The 19,604-nt window shown below is 63.1% G+C and carries 21 protein-coding genes; 11 read left to right on the top strand and 10 right to left on the bottom strand.

The features are described from left to right. Positions 1-46 precede the first annotated feature (46 nt). The 3 genes from D8Y22_RS05250 to D8Y22_RS05240 all read right to left on the bottom strand — a co-directional run bounded on the left by D8Y22_RS05250 (position 47) and on the right by D8Y22_RS05240 (position 3,398). On the bottom strand, positions 47-1,156 hold the full coding sequence (locus D8Y22_RS05250) for a transcriptional regulator (protein ID WP_141463663.1): 1,110 nt from the start codon (positions 1,154-1,156) through the stop codon (positions 47-49). A 57-nt stretch (positions 1,157-1,213) separates the two neighbouring features. Continuing rightward, positions 1,214-2,368 (bottom strand): biotin synthase BioB, encoded by a 1,155-nt coding sequence (bioB, locus tag D8Y22_RS05245; protein ID WP_141463662.1) that lies wholly within the window; start codon positions 2,366-2,368, stop codon positions 1,214-1,216. Between the two features lie 94 nt (positions 2,369-2,462). Next, positions 2,463-3,398 carry a hypothetical protein gene (locus D8Y22_RS05240; RefSeq protein WP_141463661.1) on the bottom strand — a complete coding sequence of 312 codons (936 nt, stop codon included), beginning with the start codon at positions 3,396-3,398 and terminating at the stop codon, positions 2,463-2,465. A gap of 159 nt (positions 3,399-3,557) precedes the next feature. On the opposite strand from D8Y22_RS05240, the gene D8Y22_RS05235 reads away from it, so the two are divergent. Then, positions 3,558-4,454 carry a haloalkane dehalogenase gene (locus tag D8Y22_RS05235; protein WP_141463660.1) on the top strand — a complete coding sequence of 299 codons (897 nt, stop codon included), beginning with the start codon at positions 3,558-3,560 and terminating at the stop codon, positions 4,452-4,454. Positions 4,455-4,481: 27 nt separating this feature from the next. On the opposite strand, the gene rbcL is transcribed toward D8Y22_RS05235, so the two are convergent. Next, on the bottom strand, positions 4,482-5,732 hold the full coding sequence (rbcL, locus tag D8Y22_RS05230; RefSeq protein ID WP_141463659.1) for a type III ribulose-bisphosphate carboxylase: 1,251 nt from the start codon (positions 5,730-5,732) through the stop codon (positions 4,482-4,484). Between the two features lie 268 nt (positions 5,733-6,000). On the opposite strand from rbcL, the gene D8Y22_RS05225 reads away from it, so the two are divergent. Continuing rightward, entirely contained in the window at positions 6,001-6,954 is a 954-nt protein-coding gene (locus D8Y22_RS05225; RefSeq protein ID WP_141463658.1) for a midas domain-containing protein, read from the top strand. A 144-nt stretch (positions 6,955-7,098) separates the two neighbouring features. Then, positions 7,099-7,410, top strand: a complete 312-nt coding sequence (locus tag D8Y22_RS05220; protein WP_174811768.1) for a hypothetical protein — start codon at positions 7,099-7,101, stop codon at positions 7,408-7,410. Between the two features lie 22 nt (positions 7,411-7,432). On the opposite strand, the gene sucD is transcribed toward D8Y22_RS05220, so the two are convergent. The 3 genes from sucD to D8Y22_RS05205 form a co-directional block, all read right to left on the bottom strand. After that, positions 7,433-8,305, bottom strand: coding sequence for a succinate--CoA ligase subunit alpha (gene sucD, locus D8Y22_RS05215; RefSeq protein ID WP_141463657.1), 873 nt, complete (start codon positions 8,303-8,305; stop codon positions 7,433-7,435). Further along, positions 8,305-9,453, bottom strand: coding sequence for an ADP-forming succinate--CoA ligase subunit beta (gene sucC, locus D8Y22_RS05210; RefSeq protein ID WP_141463656.1), 1,149 nt, complete (start codon positions 9,451-9,453; stop codon positions 8,305-8,307). Before sucC ends, sucD begins: the two co-directional genes overlap by 1 nt. 320 nt (positions 9,454-9,773) lie before the next feature. Then, complete coding sequence (locus tag D8Y22_RS05205; RefSeq protein WP_141463655.1) at positions 9,774-10,283, bottom strand: Rrf2 family transcriptional regulator; 510 nt, start codon at positions 10,281-10,283, stop codon at positions 9,774-9,776. A gap of 286 nt (positions 10,284-10,569) precedes the next feature. On the opposite strand from D8Y22_RS05205, the gene D8Y22_RS05200 reads away from it, so the two are divergent. After that, positions 10,570-11,376, top strand: coding sequence for a UbiA family prenyltransferase (locus D8Y22_RS05200; protein ID WP_394348188.1), 807 nt, complete (start codon positions 10,570-10,572; stop codon positions 11,374-11,376). A gap of 13 nt (positions 11,377-11,389) precedes the next feature. Here the strand turns inward: D8Y22_RS05200 and D8Y22_RS05195 are convergent, their stop codons facing one another. Both D8Y22_RS05195 and D8Y22_RS05190 read right to left on the bottom strand, forming a co-directional pair. Next, complete coding sequence (locus tag D8Y22_RS05195; RefSeq protein WP_141463654.1) at positions 11,390-11,617, bottom strand: DUF5795 family protein; 228 nt, start codon at positions 11,615-11,617, stop codon at positions 11,390-11,392. Positions 11,618-11,707: 90 nt separating this feature from the next. Further along, complete coding sequence (locus tag D8Y22_RS05190) at positions 11,708-11,956, bottom strand: HalOD1 output domain-containing protein (protein ID WP_141463653.1); 249 nt, start codon at positions 11,954-11,956, stop codon at positions 11,708-11,710. Between the two features lie 278 nt (positions 11,957-12,234). Here D8Y22_RS05190 and D8Y22_RS05185 point away from each other — a divergent pair, with 278 nt between their 5' ends. From D8Y22_RS05185 to D8Y22_RS05160, 6 genes are all read left to right on the top strand, one after another. Continuing rightward, complete coding sequence (locus D8Y22_RS05185) at positions 12,235-12,444, top strand: hypothetical protein (protein WP_141463652.1); 210 nt, start codon at positions 12,235-12,237, stop codon at positions 12,442-12,444. A gap of 481 nt (positions 12,445-12,925) precedes the next feature. Further along, positions 12,926-13,942 carry a beta-ribofuranosylaminobenzene 5'-phosphate synthase family protein gene (locus D8Y22_RS05180; protein ID WP_141463651.1) on the top strand — a complete coding sequence of 339 codons (1,017 nt, stop codon included), beginning with the start codon at positions 12,926-12,928 and terminating at the stop codon, positions 13,940-13,942. A 24-nt stretch (positions 13,943-13,966) separates the two neighbouring features. After that, positions 13,967-14,803 (top strand): RAD55 family ATPase, encoded by an 837-nt coding sequence (locus D8Y22_RS05175; protein ID WP_141463650.1) that lies wholly within the window; start codon positions 13,967-13,969, stop codon positions 14,801-14,803. A gap of 42 nt (positions 14,804-14,845) precedes the next feature. Continuing rightward, on the top strand, positions 14,846-15,748 hold the full coding sequence (locus D8Y22_RS05170) for an SIR2 family NAD-dependent protein deacylase (protein WP_174811767.1): 903 nt from the start codon (positions 14,846-14,848) through the stop codon (positions 15,746-15,748). Next, positions 15,745-16,269 carry a hypothetical protein gene (locus tag D8Y22_RS05165; RefSeq protein ID WP_141463649.1) on the top strand — a complete coding sequence of 175 codons (525 nt, stop codon included), beginning with the start codon at positions 15,745-15,747 and terminating at the stop codon, positions 16,267-16,269. Before D8Y22_RS05170 ends, D8Y22_RS05165 begins: the two co-directional genes overlap by 4 nt. Positions 16,270-16,389: 120 nt before the next feature. Then, positions 16,390-16,719 (top strand): transcription factor S, encoded by a 330-nt coding sequence (locus D8Y22_RS05160; protein WP_141463648.1) that lies wholly within the window; start codon positions 16,390-16,392, stop codon positions 16,717-16,719. Between the two features lie 54 nt (positions 16,720-16,773). Here the strand turns inward: D8Y22_RS05160 and D8Y22_RS05155 are convergent, their stop codons facing one another. Then, the gene (locus D8Y22_RS05155; RefSeq protein WP_141463647.1) at positions 16,774-18,240 is read right to left on the bottom strand and encodes a hypothetical protein; all 1,467 of its coding nucleotides are present in this window, start codon (positions 18,238-18,240) and stop codon (positions 16,774-16,776) included. A gap of 101 nt (positions 18,241-18,341) precedes the next feature. Here D8Y22_RS05155 and dinB point away from each other — a divergent pair, with 101 nt between their 5' ends. Further along, positions 18,342-19,604 (top strand): DNA polymerase IV, encoded by a 1,263-nt coding sequence (dinB, locus tag D8Y22_RS05150; protein WP_141463646.1) that lies wholly within the window; start codon positions 18,342-18,344, stop codon positions 19,602-19,604.

Genomic DNA, 19,604 nt, shown 5'->3' with positions numbered 1-19,604 from the left:
GCTGACGGTGCCACGATTTCACTGTCACGGTTTGGCCTCGGGCGATTCAAAATCGTGGCAACAGCTCTGCTGGTCCGAAAACGCCGTACTCACCGGCCCAATTCCGACGAACGCCGGCCGAGAGATACCCCAGCGCGGGACCGTTGACGTTCGCTTCCATGCTCGTCCGGTCGCCGAGTTCGAAGGTGTTCGTCGCCGTCTCACCGTCGAAGGTTCGACCGGTCACCGAGACGGTCGTCGTCGTCGGCTTCGCGTCGCTCTCGACGTCGAGAATCCCGCCGACGGTGACATCCTCGGCCTCGCAGATACCGGCACGCTCTAAGAGGACGTCGTCAGCGTGTTCCATGTCTTGGAACTCGATGACGCCGTCGTGGTCGTCGATGATCGCTTCGATCTCTTCGTCGCTCAACTCGCGTGCGGTCTCGATGTCGTATCCCGGCAGGTGAGCGATATCTTCGCGGACCGTGCCGCGGTTGTCCTCGTAGCCCGACTTGAGGCCAACGCCCCACCAGATCTCGACCTCGGTGACCTCGACGAACGACTGGGCGGCGAGTGCCGCGGCACCTGTCAAGAGTCCCGGCGTCGCGCCAGCGCCACAGACGAAGGTGATGCCGGCATCCTCGAAGTCCGCGCTGCGCTCGTCGAGCATGTCGATCACGCGCGAGCGCTTGAGCACGTCGATCAACACGCCCGCGTAGCCACCCTCGAGAAACCGATCTGCCGTCCGTGGGATGAAGTCGTGCTCGTAGTTCGGCACCGCGAGCAAGACCGCGTCGATCCCATCGCCGTGGTCGATGACGTCCTGAATCGGGTCCTCGCTCGCACGAGCTTGACTCGAGGCGACGACGCCTTTGCCGTCGCCGTGTTGTTTGACGCCGTCGCCGCCGGTATCTCGTTGCTGCGTCGGCCCAACGCCGTCGGCCGCCGTCGCACCCGACCCGCCGTCGGTCGCAATCTCGTCGTCACCCGGTCCGCTGTCGATATTCCCTTCCGTCGCGGCGAGCAGTTCGTCGACATCGAGGCCGTCGAAGTCGATCGCGGTCCCGTGGCGATCACAGGCCGCGACCGGCGTCAGGGCGTCCTTGTGCTGGCTCACTTCGAGTGCTCGTCGGCCGATTCCACCGGTGCCAAGTACTGCAAACGTGATTTCGTCCATTATCGTCGTTGTCGGGTAGCGCGTGTCGGTCGCTCGTCGTTGGCTAGCGCGTGTTGGTCAGTCATCGCTCGGTTCCGGATCCGTATTTACGGTCGCGTCACTCGAGGTTGGACCTGTACTCGCGGCCGCGTCGTCCGGGGCCGTCTCACTCGCCGCTGTCTCCGAATTACCGTGGCGTGCTTTGACCGCCTCGGGATCGAACGCGTTCGTCTCCCGATTCGGCTCGAGGCCGGCGCGCTCGATGATTTCGATATCCTCGGCGGGCGATTGGCCCTCCGTCGTGAGGTAGTCGCCGGTGAGGATACCATCGGCGCCGGCCTCGAGGGGGAGGTGCTGTTCCTCGGGCTCGAGGTTGACCTCCCGGCCGCCGGTGAGTCGAACCCGCGAGTCGGGATGAAGGAGTTTGTAGACGGCGACCGTCTTGACGATCTCCTCGGTAGTGATGTCGACACCTCGCTCAGCGAGTGGCGTCCCCGCGACGGGATTAAGGACGTTGACCGGCAGCGAGGAGATACCGATGTCCTGTAGCGCGATCGCGGCCTCGACGCGGTCGGTCGGCGACTCGCCCATACCGAGGATGACGCCGGCACAGAGGTCCATACCGGCCTCTTTGGCGACCTCGAGCGTCTGTACCCGATCCTCGAAGCTGTGGGTCTCGACGATCTCGGGAAAGTAGTTCGGCGAGGTCTCGATGTTGTGATTGTAGTGATTGATCCCTTCGTCGGCGAGGATCGCGGCCTCTTCCTCGGTGAGAATCCCCAGCGAGGCGTCGACCTCGAGATCGCACTCGTCGCGGACGCGACGGATGGACTCGAGGACATCCTGCCACTCCTCGGGACGGTTCTCCTTCGAGACGCCTTTCTCGGCGACGACAATGCCAAAGCGCTGGGCGCCGTCGCGTTCGGCTCGCTTGGCCGCCTCGAGGATCTTCTCCGGGCCGAGAAAGCCGTAGGTGTCGATACCGGTGTCGAAGTGGACCGACTGCGCGCAAAAGCCGCAGTCCTCGGCGCAGTTGCCCGCTTTCGCGTTGACGATCGAGCACGCGTCGACCGTGCCGTCGCCGAACTGATCGCGCACGACCGCACCGGCGTCGGCGAGGGGCTCGACCGGCTGGGCTATCAGTGCCAGTCCGTCGGTCCGGTCGAGTTGCTCGCCGGCCAGCACGCGCTCGAGTGCATCGTCGACCGTCTCGTTGCCTGTCTCGTAAACCACGACTAGAAAAGTGGTTAACGAGGATATAACCGTTGTGGATACTCACGATATTTGACTGTGCCCGGCCAACTCCAGCCGTACCGACTCCAGCCGGTTACTCGTCCGTCTCGTCGCCCTCGAGTTCGCGCGTCGAAATCTCGTACGTCTCGCCGTCGTACTCGTAGTAGCCGTCGTCCCGGCTGCCGAAGATCGGGTGGGTACCGTCGTACTCCTTGAGCCGAACGCGGTCGGCGTCGTACTCGCGAGCCAGCGCGACGACATCGCGCAACTGATCGTTTCGCATCAGCGTTTCGGTGATGTGGGGATCACCCCGGACATCGTCGTCGGTGCGGACCAGTTCGTAGGCGCCAAGTCGCGTCGAGTCGCTGTCCGCGTCACCCCGATCGGACATCGCCACGAGCGTTTCGTCGTCCCATTTTGTCTCCGAAATCGCATCCGACGGCGTCAACTCGAGCGGTTCGGTCTCGAGGTCGAACCGGGCGCTGAACCCGATGGCGTCCTCGTGGGATTCGTCTTCGAACCAGCCGCGGGTACCGAACGCGTACTCGCCGCCGCCGAGGCCGGCGATCGGATTCGGCTCCTGACCGCCGCCTCGGTCGGGTGATCCGCCGGGCTCGAGGGCTGCGTTGTCGACGCGCAGCGTCCACACGTGGCTGTCGCCGGCCCGTAGATTGGTCAACGGGAGGGGGACTTCCCAAGGTGCGACGTGGTACCATCTGTCGTCGACCCGTTTGTGGAGCCGCCAGCCGTAGGGATTGAGCGCGAACGTCCGTCCGGCGGCGTTGGTCAACGTAAACGTTGCGCCCTCGTTCTCGGTGAGCGTCGTCGTCGAGGGCTCGAGGTAGATCGGCGTCGTGTCGGGGTCGATTTCGCCGTAGGCGACGACGCGCTCGACGTCGTCGTACTCGGGGTAGCCGTTGGGAAACGTTCCCTCGACGGGCAATTCCCCTCGAGAACCACGGGAGAGACAGCCACTGAGGACGAGCCCACCGATGGAAGCGAGGAGGGTACGACGGGATGGGCGGAACATGTCGGAAATACAGTTCGAATCGCTGTATGCTTTGTCCTGTCTCGAATGGGGTTTCTTCCGGACGGATTCACGCCCGTTCTCTCGTTACACCTCGTCAACGTGTTCGTGGTTTGTTTCTGTTTCACAATCCTTGAATAGTGGTATGGTGTCTCACGACATATGGTTCTCAGTGTCCCGGAAGCACGATTCGAGGACGTTCCGAACTTCGATTACGAGCCCCAGTACGTCGACGTCGGCGACCTGCGGATGGCCTACGTCGAAGCCGGCGACGGTAGCGATGGCAACGCCGAGGAGACGTTCCTCTGTCTGCACGGCGAGCCCACGTGGTCGTTTCTCTACCGGAAGATGATGCCCACGCTGGCCGAGCGCGGCCGTGTCGTCGTCCCCGACTTGATCGGCTGTGGCCGCTCGGACAGATACGAGGATCGCGACGAGTACACGGTCGAGATGCACTACAGCGCTCTCAAGACGTTCGTCGAGACACTCGAGTTGACGAACATCACCCTCGTCTGTCAGGACTGGGGTGGGGTTCTGGGCCTTCCGCTCGCGACCCACGAACCCGACCGATTCGCACGGCTCGTCCCGATGAACACCGGCGTCCCCGACGGAACCCAGGAGATGAGCGATCGATGGAAGGAGTTTTCCGAGATGGTGGCGACGACCGACCATCTCGACATCGGTCGACTGGTCGAAGGCGGCTGCTACCGGGACCTCTCGGACGACGTCGTCGACGCCTATCGTGCGCCGTTTCCCGACGATCGGTACAAGGCCGCTGCGCGGACGTTTCCGGGTCTCGTTCCACAGTCTCCCGACGACCCAGGGGCGGAGCTGTTCGCCGAAACGCAGGACCGTCTCGGCGAGTGGGAGAAACCGGCGTTCGTCCTCTTCGCGAGTGACGACCCGATCACCTCTCACGACCGCGATCCACTGCGACACCACATCCCGACCGCGACCGAGCAACCCGACGTCTGGATCGACGACGCGGCACACTTTCTCCAGGAAGACGCCGGCGAGGAGATCGCCGACCACATCGTCGCGTTCGTCGATCGAACCTGACGCGAGGCCGGCTCCCGACCAGCACGACTACCGCGGCGTCTCCGCCCCCCACTTCTCGAGCGCGGTCGCCAGTTCCTCGTGATCCGTCGCGTAGTCCGCGAGACTCACGCCCTCGAGGCTCGCTTCGGTGGCCTGCCGAAGTGCTTTCGCACCCGCGTGGGTGCCGTCGGGGTGGCCGTGGATGCCGCCGCCGGCCTGGATACAGATGTCGGTCCCGAGGGCGTCGATGAGCTGGTCGACGACGCCGGGGTGGAGCCCGCCGGAGGCGACCGGGAGGACGGGCTCGAGGCCGTGACAATCGCCGTGGAGCCAGTCGTTGATACCAGGGGTATCCTCGTTCGCGAGTTTGCCGAGCCCCGCAGTCCCGGTGTGGATGTGGTCGACGCCACAGAGGCGGGCAATCTGGGCGAGGACGCGCATCGAGACGCCGTGGTGCTCGAGTCGATCGAAGGCGGCGTGCATCGCGCGGTGGGCGTGGATTGCGAGCCCGTGGTCTTCACAGCGCTCGCGGACGCTCTGGACGGCCGACCAGCCGCAGGTAATGACGTCGACCATGACGAAGCCACCCCCGTGTTCGGCCACCAGATCGACGCGCTCGAGCATCTCGGTCGTCTCCGCGGTGACGTTGACGAGGTAGTCCTTTCGTTCGCCCACGTCTTCCTCGACGCGATCACGGGCCGCGAGACTCTCCGCGAGTCGGTCCTCGAACGGGTTGAACGCCTGGTCAGTGAGGTTCTCGTCGTCTTTCAGGAGGTCGACGCCGCCGCGCCAGGCCTCCTCGCCGACGCGGACGTGGGCGTCCGTCGAGAGCCCCACCTTGGGTTTAGGCACCGTCGCCAGAATCGGACGCGCACCGGCGTCGAGTTTCTCGCGAGCGACGCTCGTACCAAACTGGGGGCCGGGAAATCCCGAGACGATCGACTCGGGCCACTCACAGTCCTCGAGGCGGATCGAGTCGACCGCTTTCATACCCAAAATATTTCCCGCGATACACGAGAGGATCTGTGGCATACTCCCCGACTCGAACAGCTCGGCGGGATAGGCGACGGTGATCCGCTGGCCGTCGATGTCACAGGCGACCGCGCCGAGGTGGGTCAACTCGTCCTCGGCGACGTGCAACGCCGCCCACGTGCCGTTCGACGATTCCGAGGCGACTCGACTGGCTGCGGCCTCGAGGCTCATGTCTTCGGCCGGATCGATGCGAAATTCACAGATCAGATCCGACGCGGTTGGCTCGTACTCGAGGTCCAGGAAGTCGTCGTATTCGATTCCAGTCATGGCAATTGCTGACGTTTGTCGCGTCAGACAATAAGCGTTTGTACGCGCCCCACCCCACGAGACCGAACGCCGGCGTAGCGATCCGCTGGCGATTGGAACTTTTCGTTCGCCACGGGTTTATCGATATTATTGTGCATTCGACCACCGATTACACGGCAGCCGGCACGCGGTGGCCGTCACGCTATTGTACTCCGTCTCTCGACGGTCGTGACTGAAAAAATTCCAAAACTTAATTACGTGTGATAATGTAGTGGTACAGAACGAGTCCATGACCGACAGTACGATCGACAACAAATCGGGCGAGGGCGATCTCGATGTCGGCTCGAGTGCCGAGGAACTGTTCGGGGGGATCAACGAGGAGTCACCCGAGGCGGAGGTCGATCGATCGAAGGAGACAGCGTCGGCCGAGGACGAGGATGCAGCGGCTGACGACGCCAGTGATATCGAAGACCAGACTGCCGCGTCGGTCTTCGGACAGTTGAAAAGCGACGTCGACTCGGACGGCGCGGACGAAGTGCTCGCCGACGAGAGCCCCGACGACATCATCGCGAGTGCCGACGAACCCGATCCGGATCACGAGCCACTCGACGACGCATTGCGACCCGACGACGACGAACTCGCCGACCTTTTGCTCACCGGCCGCACGAAAGACCAGGAGTTTCTCTGGATCGAGACTGAAGAGGATGCCGACGCCGACTCGGTGGACTGGAGCGGGGCCGACGACGCCGGCGTTGGGACGGATACGGGCGGCGACGATACCGAAACGGACGACCCCGAGACACCCGATAGCAACGCCGAACCGGCCACCACCGACGCTCGTGCCGTCGAGGACGCCGAACGCGACGCCGACCTCGAGTCCGGGTCGACACAACCGACGGTGGTCGATTCGGACACGACAGAATCGTCGCCGGCGGCTGAAGCCGATTCGACAGAATCGGAGTCGGCCCCAGTCGAGTCGGATGCAGTGACTGCAGAATCGGCCGCCGAACCGAACGACGACGGTGGGGAAGAAACACTCGAGTCGGCGACGGCCGAAACACAAGACTGCAATTCGAGTGCAGCCGAATCGGTTGCCCCGGCGAGCGACGACGAAGACAGCCAGGCACTCGCCGTTCACGAGTCCGAAACAGCGGATGTCCCCGCATCCGCCGCTGACGACGACACTGACGACGATTCACCCGGATTCGTTCGTCGACTCCTCGCGAAGCTCAACCCGTTTTAACCTGGCAATCGGTCGTGGACAGGTCGATCGTACGGGAACACTCGAGCTCGGACGGGATGTTCGGACGAGGCGTAACTGACTCTCTATTGACTTCTAGACGATCCACTAGACACAGTTTTCTCCCTGGGAGTGCTTCACGTCACCATGGGACATTCATATCGAACGGAGCCCGATCCACCGGAAGAACCGAGTGAGCGGAGCGAGGCTGACGCACAGGAGACGACTGATGCGTTCCGAAACGGGGTCTGGATCGCAATTTCGTCGGTATTCGGACTGATGTTTCTCGTCGCGGCCATGACACAGCTGATTCGCGTGCTCGTCCCGGCCTCCCCCTATGGCGGTCCGACGGTGCTCAACTGGTTGCTGTTTACCGCCGTCACGGTCGCGTTCGTCGTGGCTCTCGCCTGGAGCTGGCGGGAACGAACTGCGTTGCAGGCACGGCGTGCGAGTCGATAAGAAAAACGTCGAGCCGGTGTCGTTACGCGAGGAACTCTTCGATGTGGTCGGCGACTTCTTCGGGGGTGTCACCGACTGGGACGCCAGCATCGTTCAGTGCGGAGATCTTGCTTTCGGCGGTCCCGGTTCCGGAGCCGGAAACGATCGCACCGGCGTGGCCCATCCGTTTGCCCGGCGGCGCGGTTCGGCCGGCGATGAAGCCGGCGACCGGCGTCTCGACGTTTTCGTCGATGAACGCAGCCGCTTCTTCTTCGTCTTCGCCACCGATTTCACCGCACATGACGATGGCGTCGGTGTCGTCGTCGTTCTCGAAGAGTTCGAGGGCGTCGACGAAGTCCGTGCCGATGATCGGATCGCCGCCGATGCCGATGGCGGTCGTCTGGCCGATCCCGCGGTTCGTGAGATTGTCGACGACCTGGTAGGTCAGCGTCCCGGATCGGGAGACGAGACCGACGTTGCCCTCCGAGAAGATGTTTCCGGGGAGGATACCGAGTTTGGCTTCGCCGGGGGTGATGAGACCGGGACAGTTCGGACCGACGAGTCGCGTGTCGGTTTCGGTCAGACGCTTGTTGACCCGAGCCATATCCTGAGTCGGGATGCCTTCCGTAATCGCGACCGCGAGCTCGAGGTCGGCGTCGAGCGACTCGAAGACGGCGTCGCCGGCAAACGCCGGCGGGACGAAGATGACCGAGGTGTCTGCGTTTTCTTCCTCGACGGCCTCGTGGACCGTATCGTAGACGGGAACGCCGGCGGCTTCCTGTCCACCCTTGCCCGGAACCGCTCCGGCGACGACGTTCGTGCCGTATTCCATCATCTGTTCGGCGTGGAATTTGCCTTCCCCGCCGGTGATGCCCTGTACCACGACGCGCGTGTCGTCGTCGACTAGCACACTCATTATTCGTTCACCTCCGCGGCGTACGCGACGGTACGCTCGACCGCATCCTCGAGGGTCTGTTCGACCGTCACGAGGTCTTCGTTTAGAATCTCCATCCCTTCCTCCCAGTTGGTGCCGGCGAGTCGAACGACGACGGGCTTGGGAATCTCGTCGAACTGCTCGAGCGCTTCGTTGATCCCCCGGGCGACCTCGTCGCCGCGGGTGATGCCGCCGAAGATGTTGAAGACGACGGCGTCGACGTTGTCGTCGGAGAAGACCATATCGAGCGCGTTCGCGATGCGGGCCGCTTTCGCGCCGCCACCGACGTCTAGGAAGTTCGCCGGCTCGCCGTCGTAGTAGTCGACGAGGTCGAGCGTCGTCATCACGAGGCCGGCGCCGTTGCCGATGATGCCGACGTTACCCTCGAGGCGGACGTAGTCGAAGCCGTACTCGTCGGCTTTTTGCTCGAGTTCGTCGCCGCCGGCAGCTTCCTCTTCCATCTCGGCGAGTTCGGGCTGGCGGAAGAGTGCGTCTTCGTCGATGTTCATCACGGCGTCGGCTGCGATAACGTCGTCGTCAGCTGTGACCATCAGTGGGTTGATCTCGGCGTCGGAGCCATCCCGACTCTCCCAGAGGTCGTACAGCGTCGTGAGGACGCTCGCGACGTCGTTGGCGATCGACTTGTCGACGCCGGCGTCGTAGACGGCCTTTCGGGCCTGGTATGGGTGCATCCCGAAGGCAGGATCGATATGTTCGCGGGCGATCGCGTCAGGATCTTCCTCGGCGACTTCCTCGATATTGACGCCGCCCTTGGTCGAGACCATCGCGACGGGCTTGCCCTCGCCGCGGTCCATCGTGATACCGACGTAGAGTTCGTTCGTGAAGTCGACGGCTTCCTCGACGAGCACGCGGTCGACGTGGTAGCCCTTGAGATCCATCCCGAGAATCTGGGAGGCCGCGTCCCGAGCCTCGTCCTGGTCGTCGACGAGTTTGATGCCGCCGGCTTTGCCCCGGCCACCGACCTGTACCTGCGCTTTGATCGCGACTGGATACCCGATCTCCTCGGCCGCGGCGACCGCGCCGTCGACGTCGGAGGCGAGTGCTGACGCCGGCGTCGGAATGCCAGCGTCGGCGAAGACCTGCTTCGCCTGATACTCGTGTAGTTTCATAGCCATTCGAACGGCCGTGCCGACCTTGCTTAAATCCTGCCAGTTTCCACTCGCTACCGGAATCGCCAGACGAGTATCAACTCCACGTCGCTACCGTTCCGATACCGTGCTTCGACTAGCTGATTTTGTGTACTATTTCAATAGGCAACACCGAAAGACACACAGCCGTCCGAACTTTGCCGATAGATCACCTCGAGAGTGCTCGATCGGGCGCTTCTCTGGTGTATCGCTTCTCAGACGTTGATTGTCGATGCTCGCTCGTGGTCGATACCGATACGCAATACGAGGTCGCGAATCGCGTATGCACCGCCGACGTACCGTTAGGCCTCGATTTGAGTGACGTCGAGAATAATCTGATTGCGGGTCGTTTCGATCGCTTCGATCTCACCCGCAAGCAGCAGTTCGGAGTCGGGCATCGCACCGATCGCGATGGCATCACCTTCGTCGAACTCCTGAATCGACTGCTGAAAGCGGATCCGCGCCCGGCAGACATCCGGATGGTGGACGTTCGGAAACGTGATCGCGTCGACGATTGCATCGACACGGTCGAACTCCCGGGCGAGGACAGCCATTTCCGGATCCTCGAGTTCCTCCCGGTCGAGAATATCGTAGGCGTTTTCCATCGGTTTGTACCCACCAGCGGGTCCTGGAATGCCTTCGACGAGGCTGAGATCTTTCAGACTCGACATCTGGTTGCGGACCGTCCGTGGTTCGCGATCGACTTCGCTAGCGATATCTTTCGCGGGTATCGGCTCGTCGGCGGCTTGGTAGTGATTAATAAGTACCGTCAAAATATGTTGTTGACTGTTCGTCAACTCGATCCGTCCCATACTCCCAAAACGGTCGTCGGCAATTTATACTGTTCGCTGTCGGAACCGGCCAACAGACGTGAACGTTGTGGCAGTTTTCGAAGGCCGTCTGCAGCCCCCCACAATCACCAAGTTCGTCCGTCCGCTACGGCTACAGTAGTGGTGGATCGCACGTGACCTGGCGGTCGTCGACGACGGCTGCCCCTCGACAGTCGTCGGGCAACAGAGGGCCGCGCTCGTGATCGACTCACCCTCGAGTACTGGACAGTCTCGACCGGTCTCGGCCCTGATTGGGGTCGTTCGGACACTGGTCCATAGCAATCTCGTTATTTCGCTGGCGACCACGAGCGTGGCAGTCACGACGATGATTCTGGCGGGACTGCCCCTCGAGGCGATACCGCTGTTTATCGTCTTCGCTGCGACGATGTTCGTCTACACGGTCAATCGGTTCACCGACCTCGACGAAGACGAACAGAACGTCCCCCGGCGCGCGGCGTTTGCGAAGCGATACGGGGCCGGCTGGCTCGCCGTCGGCGTCGGGCTATACCTCGGGGCGATCGTCGCTGCAGTGGCTCTCGGCCTCCCCGGCGCGGTGTATCTGGGGTTACCACTCGTCGTCGCACTGGCGTACTCCTACGGCGGAATCAAGCGCGTCTTCCTGGTGAAAAACTGCTTCGTCGGAGGGGCCTGGGCTGGGATCCCGCTGGGCGTTGGCTACTACTATGGCCAGCTCCTGGCGCTCGAGATCCTCTTTCTGGCCGGCTACGTGTTCGCGATGATCACCATCGCCGCCGTGATATTCGATATCAAAGACATCGAGGGCGACCGCGAAGCGGGAGTTTCGACGGTCCCCAACGTCTTCGGTCCACGGGTGACCCGGATCGGATCGCTGGTCGCAACCGCCACCGTCGCCATCGCCGTCGTGATCGTCGTCTTCGAGACGGCGCTCGCTCAGGCGTTTCTCGTCGTCCTCGCGATGAACGGCTACGTCACCGCCTACACACCGTTTGCGAGGGCGGACCGTGGGCCGCTGTTTTACGGTTTCGTCGTCGACGGCGAACACGTCTTTTTGGCAGCGCTCGTGTGTCTCCTCGAGTGGGGTGGGTTCCTCTAAGAACTCGCGCTGGCTACTCCCTGTCGGTCTCGGCCCAGTCACACTCCTGGCATTTCCAGCCGGTGACAAACGCCGTCACTGACGGCATGTAGCCGACCTCGAGGACGTCACCGCCACACTCCGGACAGTCCCGGTCGGCGTCTTCGATCGGTTCGGCGTCCATCACTGACTCGCCTTCGATGAGTTCGGCGAGCGATTTTCTCGTAACCATCCGTCCCTGAACGACGCGATTTTCGCTCACAGCAACGACTCAGACCGACTGCTGTAAGTCAGTTCCGGCGCAACGACAGGACCTGGCGGAGTTGCCGGTCAATCGGGACACCACCCCGTATCACGTGATTCGAAGGACGGTCTCGTCGCCGAACTCGATCGAGATGTCGTAACCGGCGTACGGAAACGAAACCTGTCCGGTTCTGGGACCACTCGTGGTCGTCGACCGAAAGATCGTCGATAACGCGTCGGGGTCGACGACGTCGAACAACGGGGGTAACTCCACCGGATCGACATCCTCGAGTTCTGCGACCGCTGTAACGATCCGTTCGCAGACGGTGTCGTGAGTGGTCACGACGGTTCGTTCCATTGCTACTCAGGGCCACATACCCACGTGAATAGGTTTCGATATTCTTCGACCGATCTTCGCCGAACCGCCAGAAAAAACCCATACGTTGGGGCCTGCCGTGGTAACTAGGGACACACCGGTGGCGAAGCAGCGAAGCGATAGACAGTCACACTGTTTTCGACACGCAAGTGGACGTTTGTATGATATTACCCCTCAGTTCGGAGACTGTGGTGAATGTTCACGGAAAATTTGCGTGGAAAAGTTGAATACGTTTCGCTCGATGTGTGTTGTATACGACCATGAGTAAGACAATCACACTCGAACGCGTCGACGACGTTCCAGCTGACTCCCGAGTCTGTCACTACGACGAGCTAGGCGAGCGTGCGAAAGCGGAACTGCCGTCACTCACCGAGTCGACCGACGATGCGGTAGAGAGTGCTGTTGCCGAAGGGTTCCACACCTGCGACCTCGTCAAGTATACCGATTACTACGAGGTATCCGTCCACTGATACGGACTGCTGTGAGTCGGTATGGAGCGACCACGAGCGCTCGCGGTCGCTCCAATAAAACGGTACAGCAGACCGGATGAACGGGATCCTCGTAGCCAACCGGGCGTTTCGTACCGTTCGACTTGCCCCGTCGATTGATCCCATAGCCAGGATTTTCGAATCCACACTAGTACCCTCCCAACCGTCGACTGCTGGGTCGAACCGACACCCGCCAACTGGTTCGACCCAGCAGTGCAGGCTTGGGAAGCCACTAGTATCCTCCTGAGCGCGCACTGGTGTGCGAAATCATGCAGCGGGTATCGGTGTCGCTCAGCAGTCGACGGTTGGAACGGTACTGATTCCGACGAGGCGGATCCGGCCGGAACTCGTCTCGGATCGACGATACACCGGAACTCGAGTCTCGACGCTCGTCTCCATCGTTCCCAGACGTTGCCACCGTCGAAACCCCCTTGCGGGATGGTTTCCTACGGACGGGTAGCACATGGTTCGCGCGACCGTTACGACCGGGGCTCGCCTCCACGTCGGCTTTCAGAACCTCTCGCTCGCCCGCAGACGCCTCTACGGGGGGATCGGCGTCGGGCTCAAGCAGCCGAGCGTGACGGTAACGGCCGAGCCGGCAGCCACCGTCGAGACGGCAGATTCACTTGCCGAGGAGTATGCGAGTCGGGCCGTCGATGCACTCGACGTGTCGGGTGTCAGGCTAACGGTCGATCAGCGACTTCCCCGCCACGTCGGACTCGGCAGCGGCACGCAACTCGCCCTGGCGGTCCTTGCGGCGACAGCGCGGGCTCACGACCTCGAGCCGGCCGTCAGAGCGAACGCACCGGCGATGGGTCGAGGCGGCCGCAGCGGCGTCGGCGTCGCGACGTTCGAAGCGGGCGGCTTCGTCGTCGACGCCGGCCATCCGACGAACCGGTTTACGACCGAGCCGCCGGCCGAAGGCGACTGGACGGTGCCACCGATCGTCGCCCGTCACGACCTCCCCGAAACGTGGCGATTTCTCGTCGTCGTCCCCGACGCCGATCCCGGCCGTAGCGGCGACGACGAAGACGCGAGCATGCGTGCGGTCGTCGAACGAGCCGACCCCGCAGTCGCCGACGAACTCGCCGGCGTCCTCACCCGAAAACTCCTGCCCGCGGTCGCCGCCGGCCGACTCGAGGCCTTCGGGGAGGCGATCGCCGAGATCGGCCGGAAGAACGGATCCTGGTACGCCGACGCCCAGGGCGGCGTCTTTCGGCCACCCGCCGGATCGCTCGTCGAGACGCTCGAGGACTGTCCGGTGCTCTCCGGCGTCGGCCAGTCGTCGTGGGGACCGGTCGTCTACGGCGTGACCGACCGCCGCCACGCCACGGAAGCGAAACGCGCGGCCGAGCAAGCCCTTGCAACACACGGACTCGAGGGACGGGTCGTCGTCTCCCAGCCGTCGACGACGGGTGCGACGGTCGACGGCATCGGCGAAACGGGCGATCGACTCGACGGTGGATGCCACAACTGGTAAGCAAGTGCCACGAGAGTGGCGGGTATGGAGCGGATGCCACTTGGCGTCTCCCGGCTCGATCGGATGATCGGTGGCGGAGCACCTGCCGGAAGCGTCGTCTTACTCGCGGGCCAGTCAGGAGCCGGTGCCCGCGAGTTTTGCTACACGAGCGCGCTCATAAACGGGCTCGCAAGGGCCGATCACGAGCTGTTCGACCTTCATTACGGTGACGTCGCCGAGGGGACGACCGTCCCCGAAGAAATACACTATCTCTCCTTTACCCACGAGCGAAGCGCCGTTACCGACGAAATGTCGGTGGTCCTGGATGACGAGCTCGTCGACGCTGGGATGAACGACGTCGAGTTCGTCGAGTTGGCCAAGCAGTACTTCCAGCTGACACCGGTCCCTCGCGAGTGGTACGCCGCTAGCCCGGGCGACATTACCGAACTTGGCGATCACACCGGCGACAGCGACGTTCTCGAGGCGTTCGCGTCGTATCTGACGGACCACGCTGCCGGGAATCTGGTCGTCGTCGACTCGATCTCCGATCTCGTGTCCGCGGCCGACGACGACCTCGGCTGGGCAGATCTGACCGTCCTACTGAAGGGGCTTGCACGGGCCTCTCACCGCTGGGGTGGTTTGGTCCTCCTACTGGTCAATGCCGACGTTCTTTCGTCGACCCAGTTTGGACGACTCCAGGAGGCGACCGACGGCACGCTTCGGTTTGAGTGGGAAAGCGGCGGCTCCGAACGCGCCCGAACGCTGGTCGTCCAGGAGTTCCGTGGGGTTCTCTCGAGACTCGAAGACGAGAACATCGTCCGGTTCGAGACGGAGATCGGTGACGGCGGCTTCGATATCAGCAACGTCCGGAAGATCCGCTGACGGCAACAATCCTTATCTGGCGGTCGACCCAACCCCGAAGAAATGGCGGGCGACGACCAATACCGCGGCAGTGTCTCGATTTCACTCCCGCCCGACGTCGACGACTGGCTGGCCGATATCGCCGCCGAACAGGGCCAGACTCGTGACGAACTCTGCCGACGACTGGTAACGGCAGCGCACTCGGTCTCGACCGCCGACGAAATACCGGGCAACGCCGATACCAGCGCGGAGATCGACAGGCAACTCGAGGAGGTGACACAGCAACTCGAGGACGTCGAGAACGATCTCGAGGACCACCGTGCGGAGTTCACGGATCTCATCGAAGACGTGCGTTCGCGCGTGATCCAGGTCAAACGCGAAGCCGACGCGAAAGCGCCGGCCGACCACGACCACCCCAGCTATGCTGCGGCCGACGACCTCGAGGTGATCCGTGCGGATGTCGACGACCTCGAGGACCGACTCGAGGGCGGGTTCGAGAACTTCGAAACGATCCTCGAAGATCTGCTGGACCGCGTCGATCAGTTCGACGATCGATCCACGACACTGGCTCGAGCCGTCCTCGAGCTTCGACGCCAGTACGACGAAATCGTCGAACGCGAACGTCGACACACCGCGCTCGCGGATCTCCAACGTGCAGCGAACAGGGCCGGTATCAGATCCGCCACCTGTGAAGACTGTGGCGCGAGCGTCGACATCGCATTACTGACCGAACCCGCCTGTCCGGACTGTGGATCCTCCATCGTCGATGTCGTCGAAAACACCTCCTTTTTCGGCTCGGACACGCTCGTGACCGGCGACCCACCTGCACTCGAGGGAAGCGACGATCCGGCGTCCGAAACCGACGACGTGTTCGAGGCCGTCGAATCGGAGGCAATCGACGAGTCGACGAACGAGGCTGGCGCCGATGCGGAGGAATCGACCCCTTCCCCGGACCCCCACTCATGACGGACCGAGACACCGAGGCGACCGATCGACCGATCGACGACCCTGACGAGACGATCGACGACGACAGCCACGACGCGGACCGATCGATCGGCCCCGCTGACGAGACAGACATCGATACCGATGACGACCGAGTTTCTCCGGCGGAACCGGCGGTTCCACTGGGCGAGCTCGCCGCTCGCGTCGATGACGACGGTGCAACCGCCAGCTCCAGTGCCCGATCGACGACCGACGATGTCGACGAACTATTCGATCAGGAACCCGTCACCGAAATCGATAGCGATCGCCTCTGGGAGCGCCTCGAGGACGGCACGTCGGTCCCGATCGGTGAGACAGATCGCGAGATTCGCGAGATCGACGCCCAAAACTACTGCCACCAGTGCGAGCACTTCGCCAAACCCCCGACGGTCGCGTGTACCCGCGAGGACACCGACATCATCGAATTGGCTGCACTGGGCACGTTTCGCGTCGCCGACTGTCCGATCGTCCTCGAGGACGAGGCACTCGAGGACGACCGGCACTGATACCGGTGGCCGACAGCCGGTGCCAATCGACGGCTCCGCTCGCCGATGGCCCGGGCACCGTTTAGGGGACGTGGCGGCGACGACAGTATATTTTTGCCGACCGAGCGCGTACGGACGGCTATGCAATTTTGCGACGAGTGCGGGTCGATGATGAAAGCAGACGGCGAGCAGATGGAGTGTACGAACGCCGACTGTGGCGCTGCGACAGATCGTGACCGCGATCTCGAGGACGCGTTCGTCACGACGGAAGCCCAGACCGACGACGACGTCATCGAGTCGAGCGAAGACGCGAACTTCGAAGGGAAACCGACCTCGACCGACGTCGTCTGTGACGAGTGTGGGAATCAGGAAGCCTGGTACACGCTCAAACAGACCGCCTCCGCGGACGAACCGCCGACGCGATTTTTCAAGTGCACCGAGTGTGGCAGCCGCTGGCGGGAGTATAACTGAAAGTAATGTGACACGTCTTGCGGTCGCGTCGGAACTGACTTCCAGCAGTTCGTCTCAATCGTCGTCTGCTTCGTCTTCCGCCTCGGCTTCGGCAGCGTACGCTTCGATATCGTCGGTAGCGAGCGGGAACCGATCCATCTCACCGTCTTCGCCGGGCAGCGTTCGCGTCTCGAGGAGGCCCTCGTCGGCCGCGTCGACGCCCGCCCACTCGGCGTAGTAGTTCCCCAGCTCCCGTTCGGAATCGTAGAGATCGATGTCGTCGCTGGGGAACGACGAGAGGTCGCCGGTGTCGGTCGTGATGCGAACGTCGCCGCCACGGAAGACGTTGAGATAGATGTTCGTCGCCGGTGCGCCGTCGATGACGAACCGGGCGCTCGAGGGGGCGTCGACGACGTTCATCTCGAGGCGGTCGATGTAGGAGCCGTCCTCGTTCGATCGGATGGTCCCGTAGATCTCGGAGTGTTCGATAGCGACGTCGTACCTGCTCAGGATGTCGATCGCGCGGTCGGTATCGGGTTTAGACTGGATCTCGCAGTCGTCGACGTTGCCGCCGCCGGTGACGTTCAGTCCGCTGTGGAGTTCACAGCGAACCATCGTGAGGTTGTTCAGGCTCGCGATTCCCTCGATGGTACTGTTGTAGACCCAGCCGCCGTCGCCGTCGACTCGGCCGTCGAACTGGCAGTGATTGGCGGTCACTCTCGGTCCGCCGACATCGTCGTAGAACCGACAGTTGGTCGGAGACACCTCGTAGAAGACCTCGTCGGTAAACGTCGTCTCGTAGGCGCTGACCGGGCCGTCGAACGAGCCGTCGACGACGCAGTAGTTGACGGTGGATTGCTCGTTTGGATAGATTTCGGTGAGGTCGTCCTCCTCGGACGCCTCAAAGTGGGCGGCGAGATGGTCCTCGCGGTCGTCCTCGTCCTCGAAGATCTCGTCGAGGTAGTCGTCGAGTTTGTCGCTGTCGTCCTCGTAGGCACCGATCCGTGCGAACGACACCGTCTCTGGAATATCGACTGTCAGATGCCAGAAGCCTGGCGCACCGTCCTCGGGCCTGAATCGCTGCGGGCCACGAACGATGTAGGAGGTCGCTTCGGGCTGGACGAACTCGATCGAGGTCTCGTCGGGATCGTCCGCGAGTCCGACGTAGGTGTAGGTCTTGACCAGATCCTCGCCGTCGCCGACATCGGCGTTGTCGACATCGAGTTGGACCGTGTGCTCGCCAGGTTCGAGGCCGATCACGTCACCGGACTCGAGCGAATCGTAGGCGTTCTGGAGTGTCTCGTAGTCGGCGTCGGCGCTGTCGCCGACGATGAACCCGGGTTCGGGCGCCGTCGGTTCGGCGAGTGTGTCGCCACCGCCGTCGACATCGTCGTCACCGTTTCCGTCGCCGTTCCCGCTGTTGTCGACGGTGTTTTCGCCGCCCGTATCGATTTCGAGACAGCCGGCTGCCCCGGGCAGTGCCAGGCTCGCCCCGAGAAGCACCGCCCGCCGCCGTAACCGCGTTCCCTCCAACTGACCCATACATTCTGCATGAGACGACTGTGTAATAAGCCTGTTCGTCGACCGAACCGGTCGCATGACCCAAGGTTCACTACGGTTCGGACGAACCGCTCAGTACGCGCATGTCCGACGGGCCACGGTTACCGGGTGTCGAAGACGGCGACGACGAGGATCGCATCGTCTGTCACGTCGACGCCGACTGTTTCTACGCCGGCTGCGAGCGCCTTCGCGAACCGGAACTCCGTGGCGAACCCGTCGTCGTCGGCATGGGATACGAGCCCGGTGAAACGATCGGCGCAGTCGCGACTGCCAGTTACGAGGCCCGCGAGTTCGGCGTCGAGAGCGCCGATGCCATCTCGAGCGCGCTCGAGGCCCTGCCGCGGCGGGCCGCCCTGGACGAGGGCGACGAATCCGATCTCTCCCGGGCGGAAACCGGCTACTACCGTCCGGTCGATATGGACTACTACGAATCGATCGCCGCCGAGGTCCGGGAGATCCTCCATGACTGTGCCGATGTCGTCCGCGAGGTAAGCATCGACGAAGCCTATCTCGACGTCACCGAGCGAACCGCCTGGAACGTCGCCGACGGCTTCGCACGCCACATCAAAGATCGCATCCGCCGGGAGGTCGGCGTCACCGTCAGCGTCGGCGTCGCCGCCTCGATGTCGACGGCCAAAATCGCGAGTGACTTCGAAAAACCCGATGGGCTCACGGTGGTCAGACCCGACGAGACGCGGGAGTTTCTGGCCCCGCTCGCGGTCGATCTCCTTCACGGCGTCGGCCCGGTGACAGCACGGGAACTTCGGGAGATGGGCCTCGAGACGGCGGGCGACGTCGCCACAGCCGATCCCGAGCCGCTGGTCGAGCGCTTCGGCGAGCGGGGCCGTGAGCTGTACGACCGCGCCCGCGGCGAGGACGACCGGCGGGTCGAGCCGAAAGGCGAGCCAAAGAGCTTCTCGAGGGAGTCGGCTTTCGCCGAGCCGGTGGCCGATCCGGAGCCGAAGTACGACCAAATCGAGGCCCTCGCGGAAGCGGTCGCCGACCGAGCGCAACGAGAAGGCGCGTTGTACCGAACGATCGGCGTCAAAGCCGTCACGCCGCCATACGACGTCAACACCCGCGAACGGTCGCTGTCGGGCCCGGTCGACGAACCCGATCTCGTCGCGGAGATCGCTCGCGAACTGTGTACCGAGTTCGACGACGTTCCCGTCCGCAAACTCGGCGTCCGCGTCGCCAACCTCGAGTTCGCAGCCGCGGATCAGGCGAGTTTAGACAGTTGGGAGGGCGAGCGAGTCGACACCACCGCGGAATCGGCAGTGGCGAAAGAGAGTATCGACGAGCCGGAGCCACCGCACGGCCAATCGTCGTTGGCGGACTTTTCGTGA

This window comes from Salinadaptatus halalkaliphilus (assembly GCF_006543045.1).
Taxonomy (GTDB): domain Archaea; phylum Halobacteriota; class Halobacteria; order Halobacteriales; family Natrialbaceae; genus Salinadaptatus; species Salinadaptatus halalkaliphilus.
The sequence above is the reverse complement of the archived record's forward strand: the minus strand, read 5'-3'. Positions and strand labels throughout refer to the sequence as shown.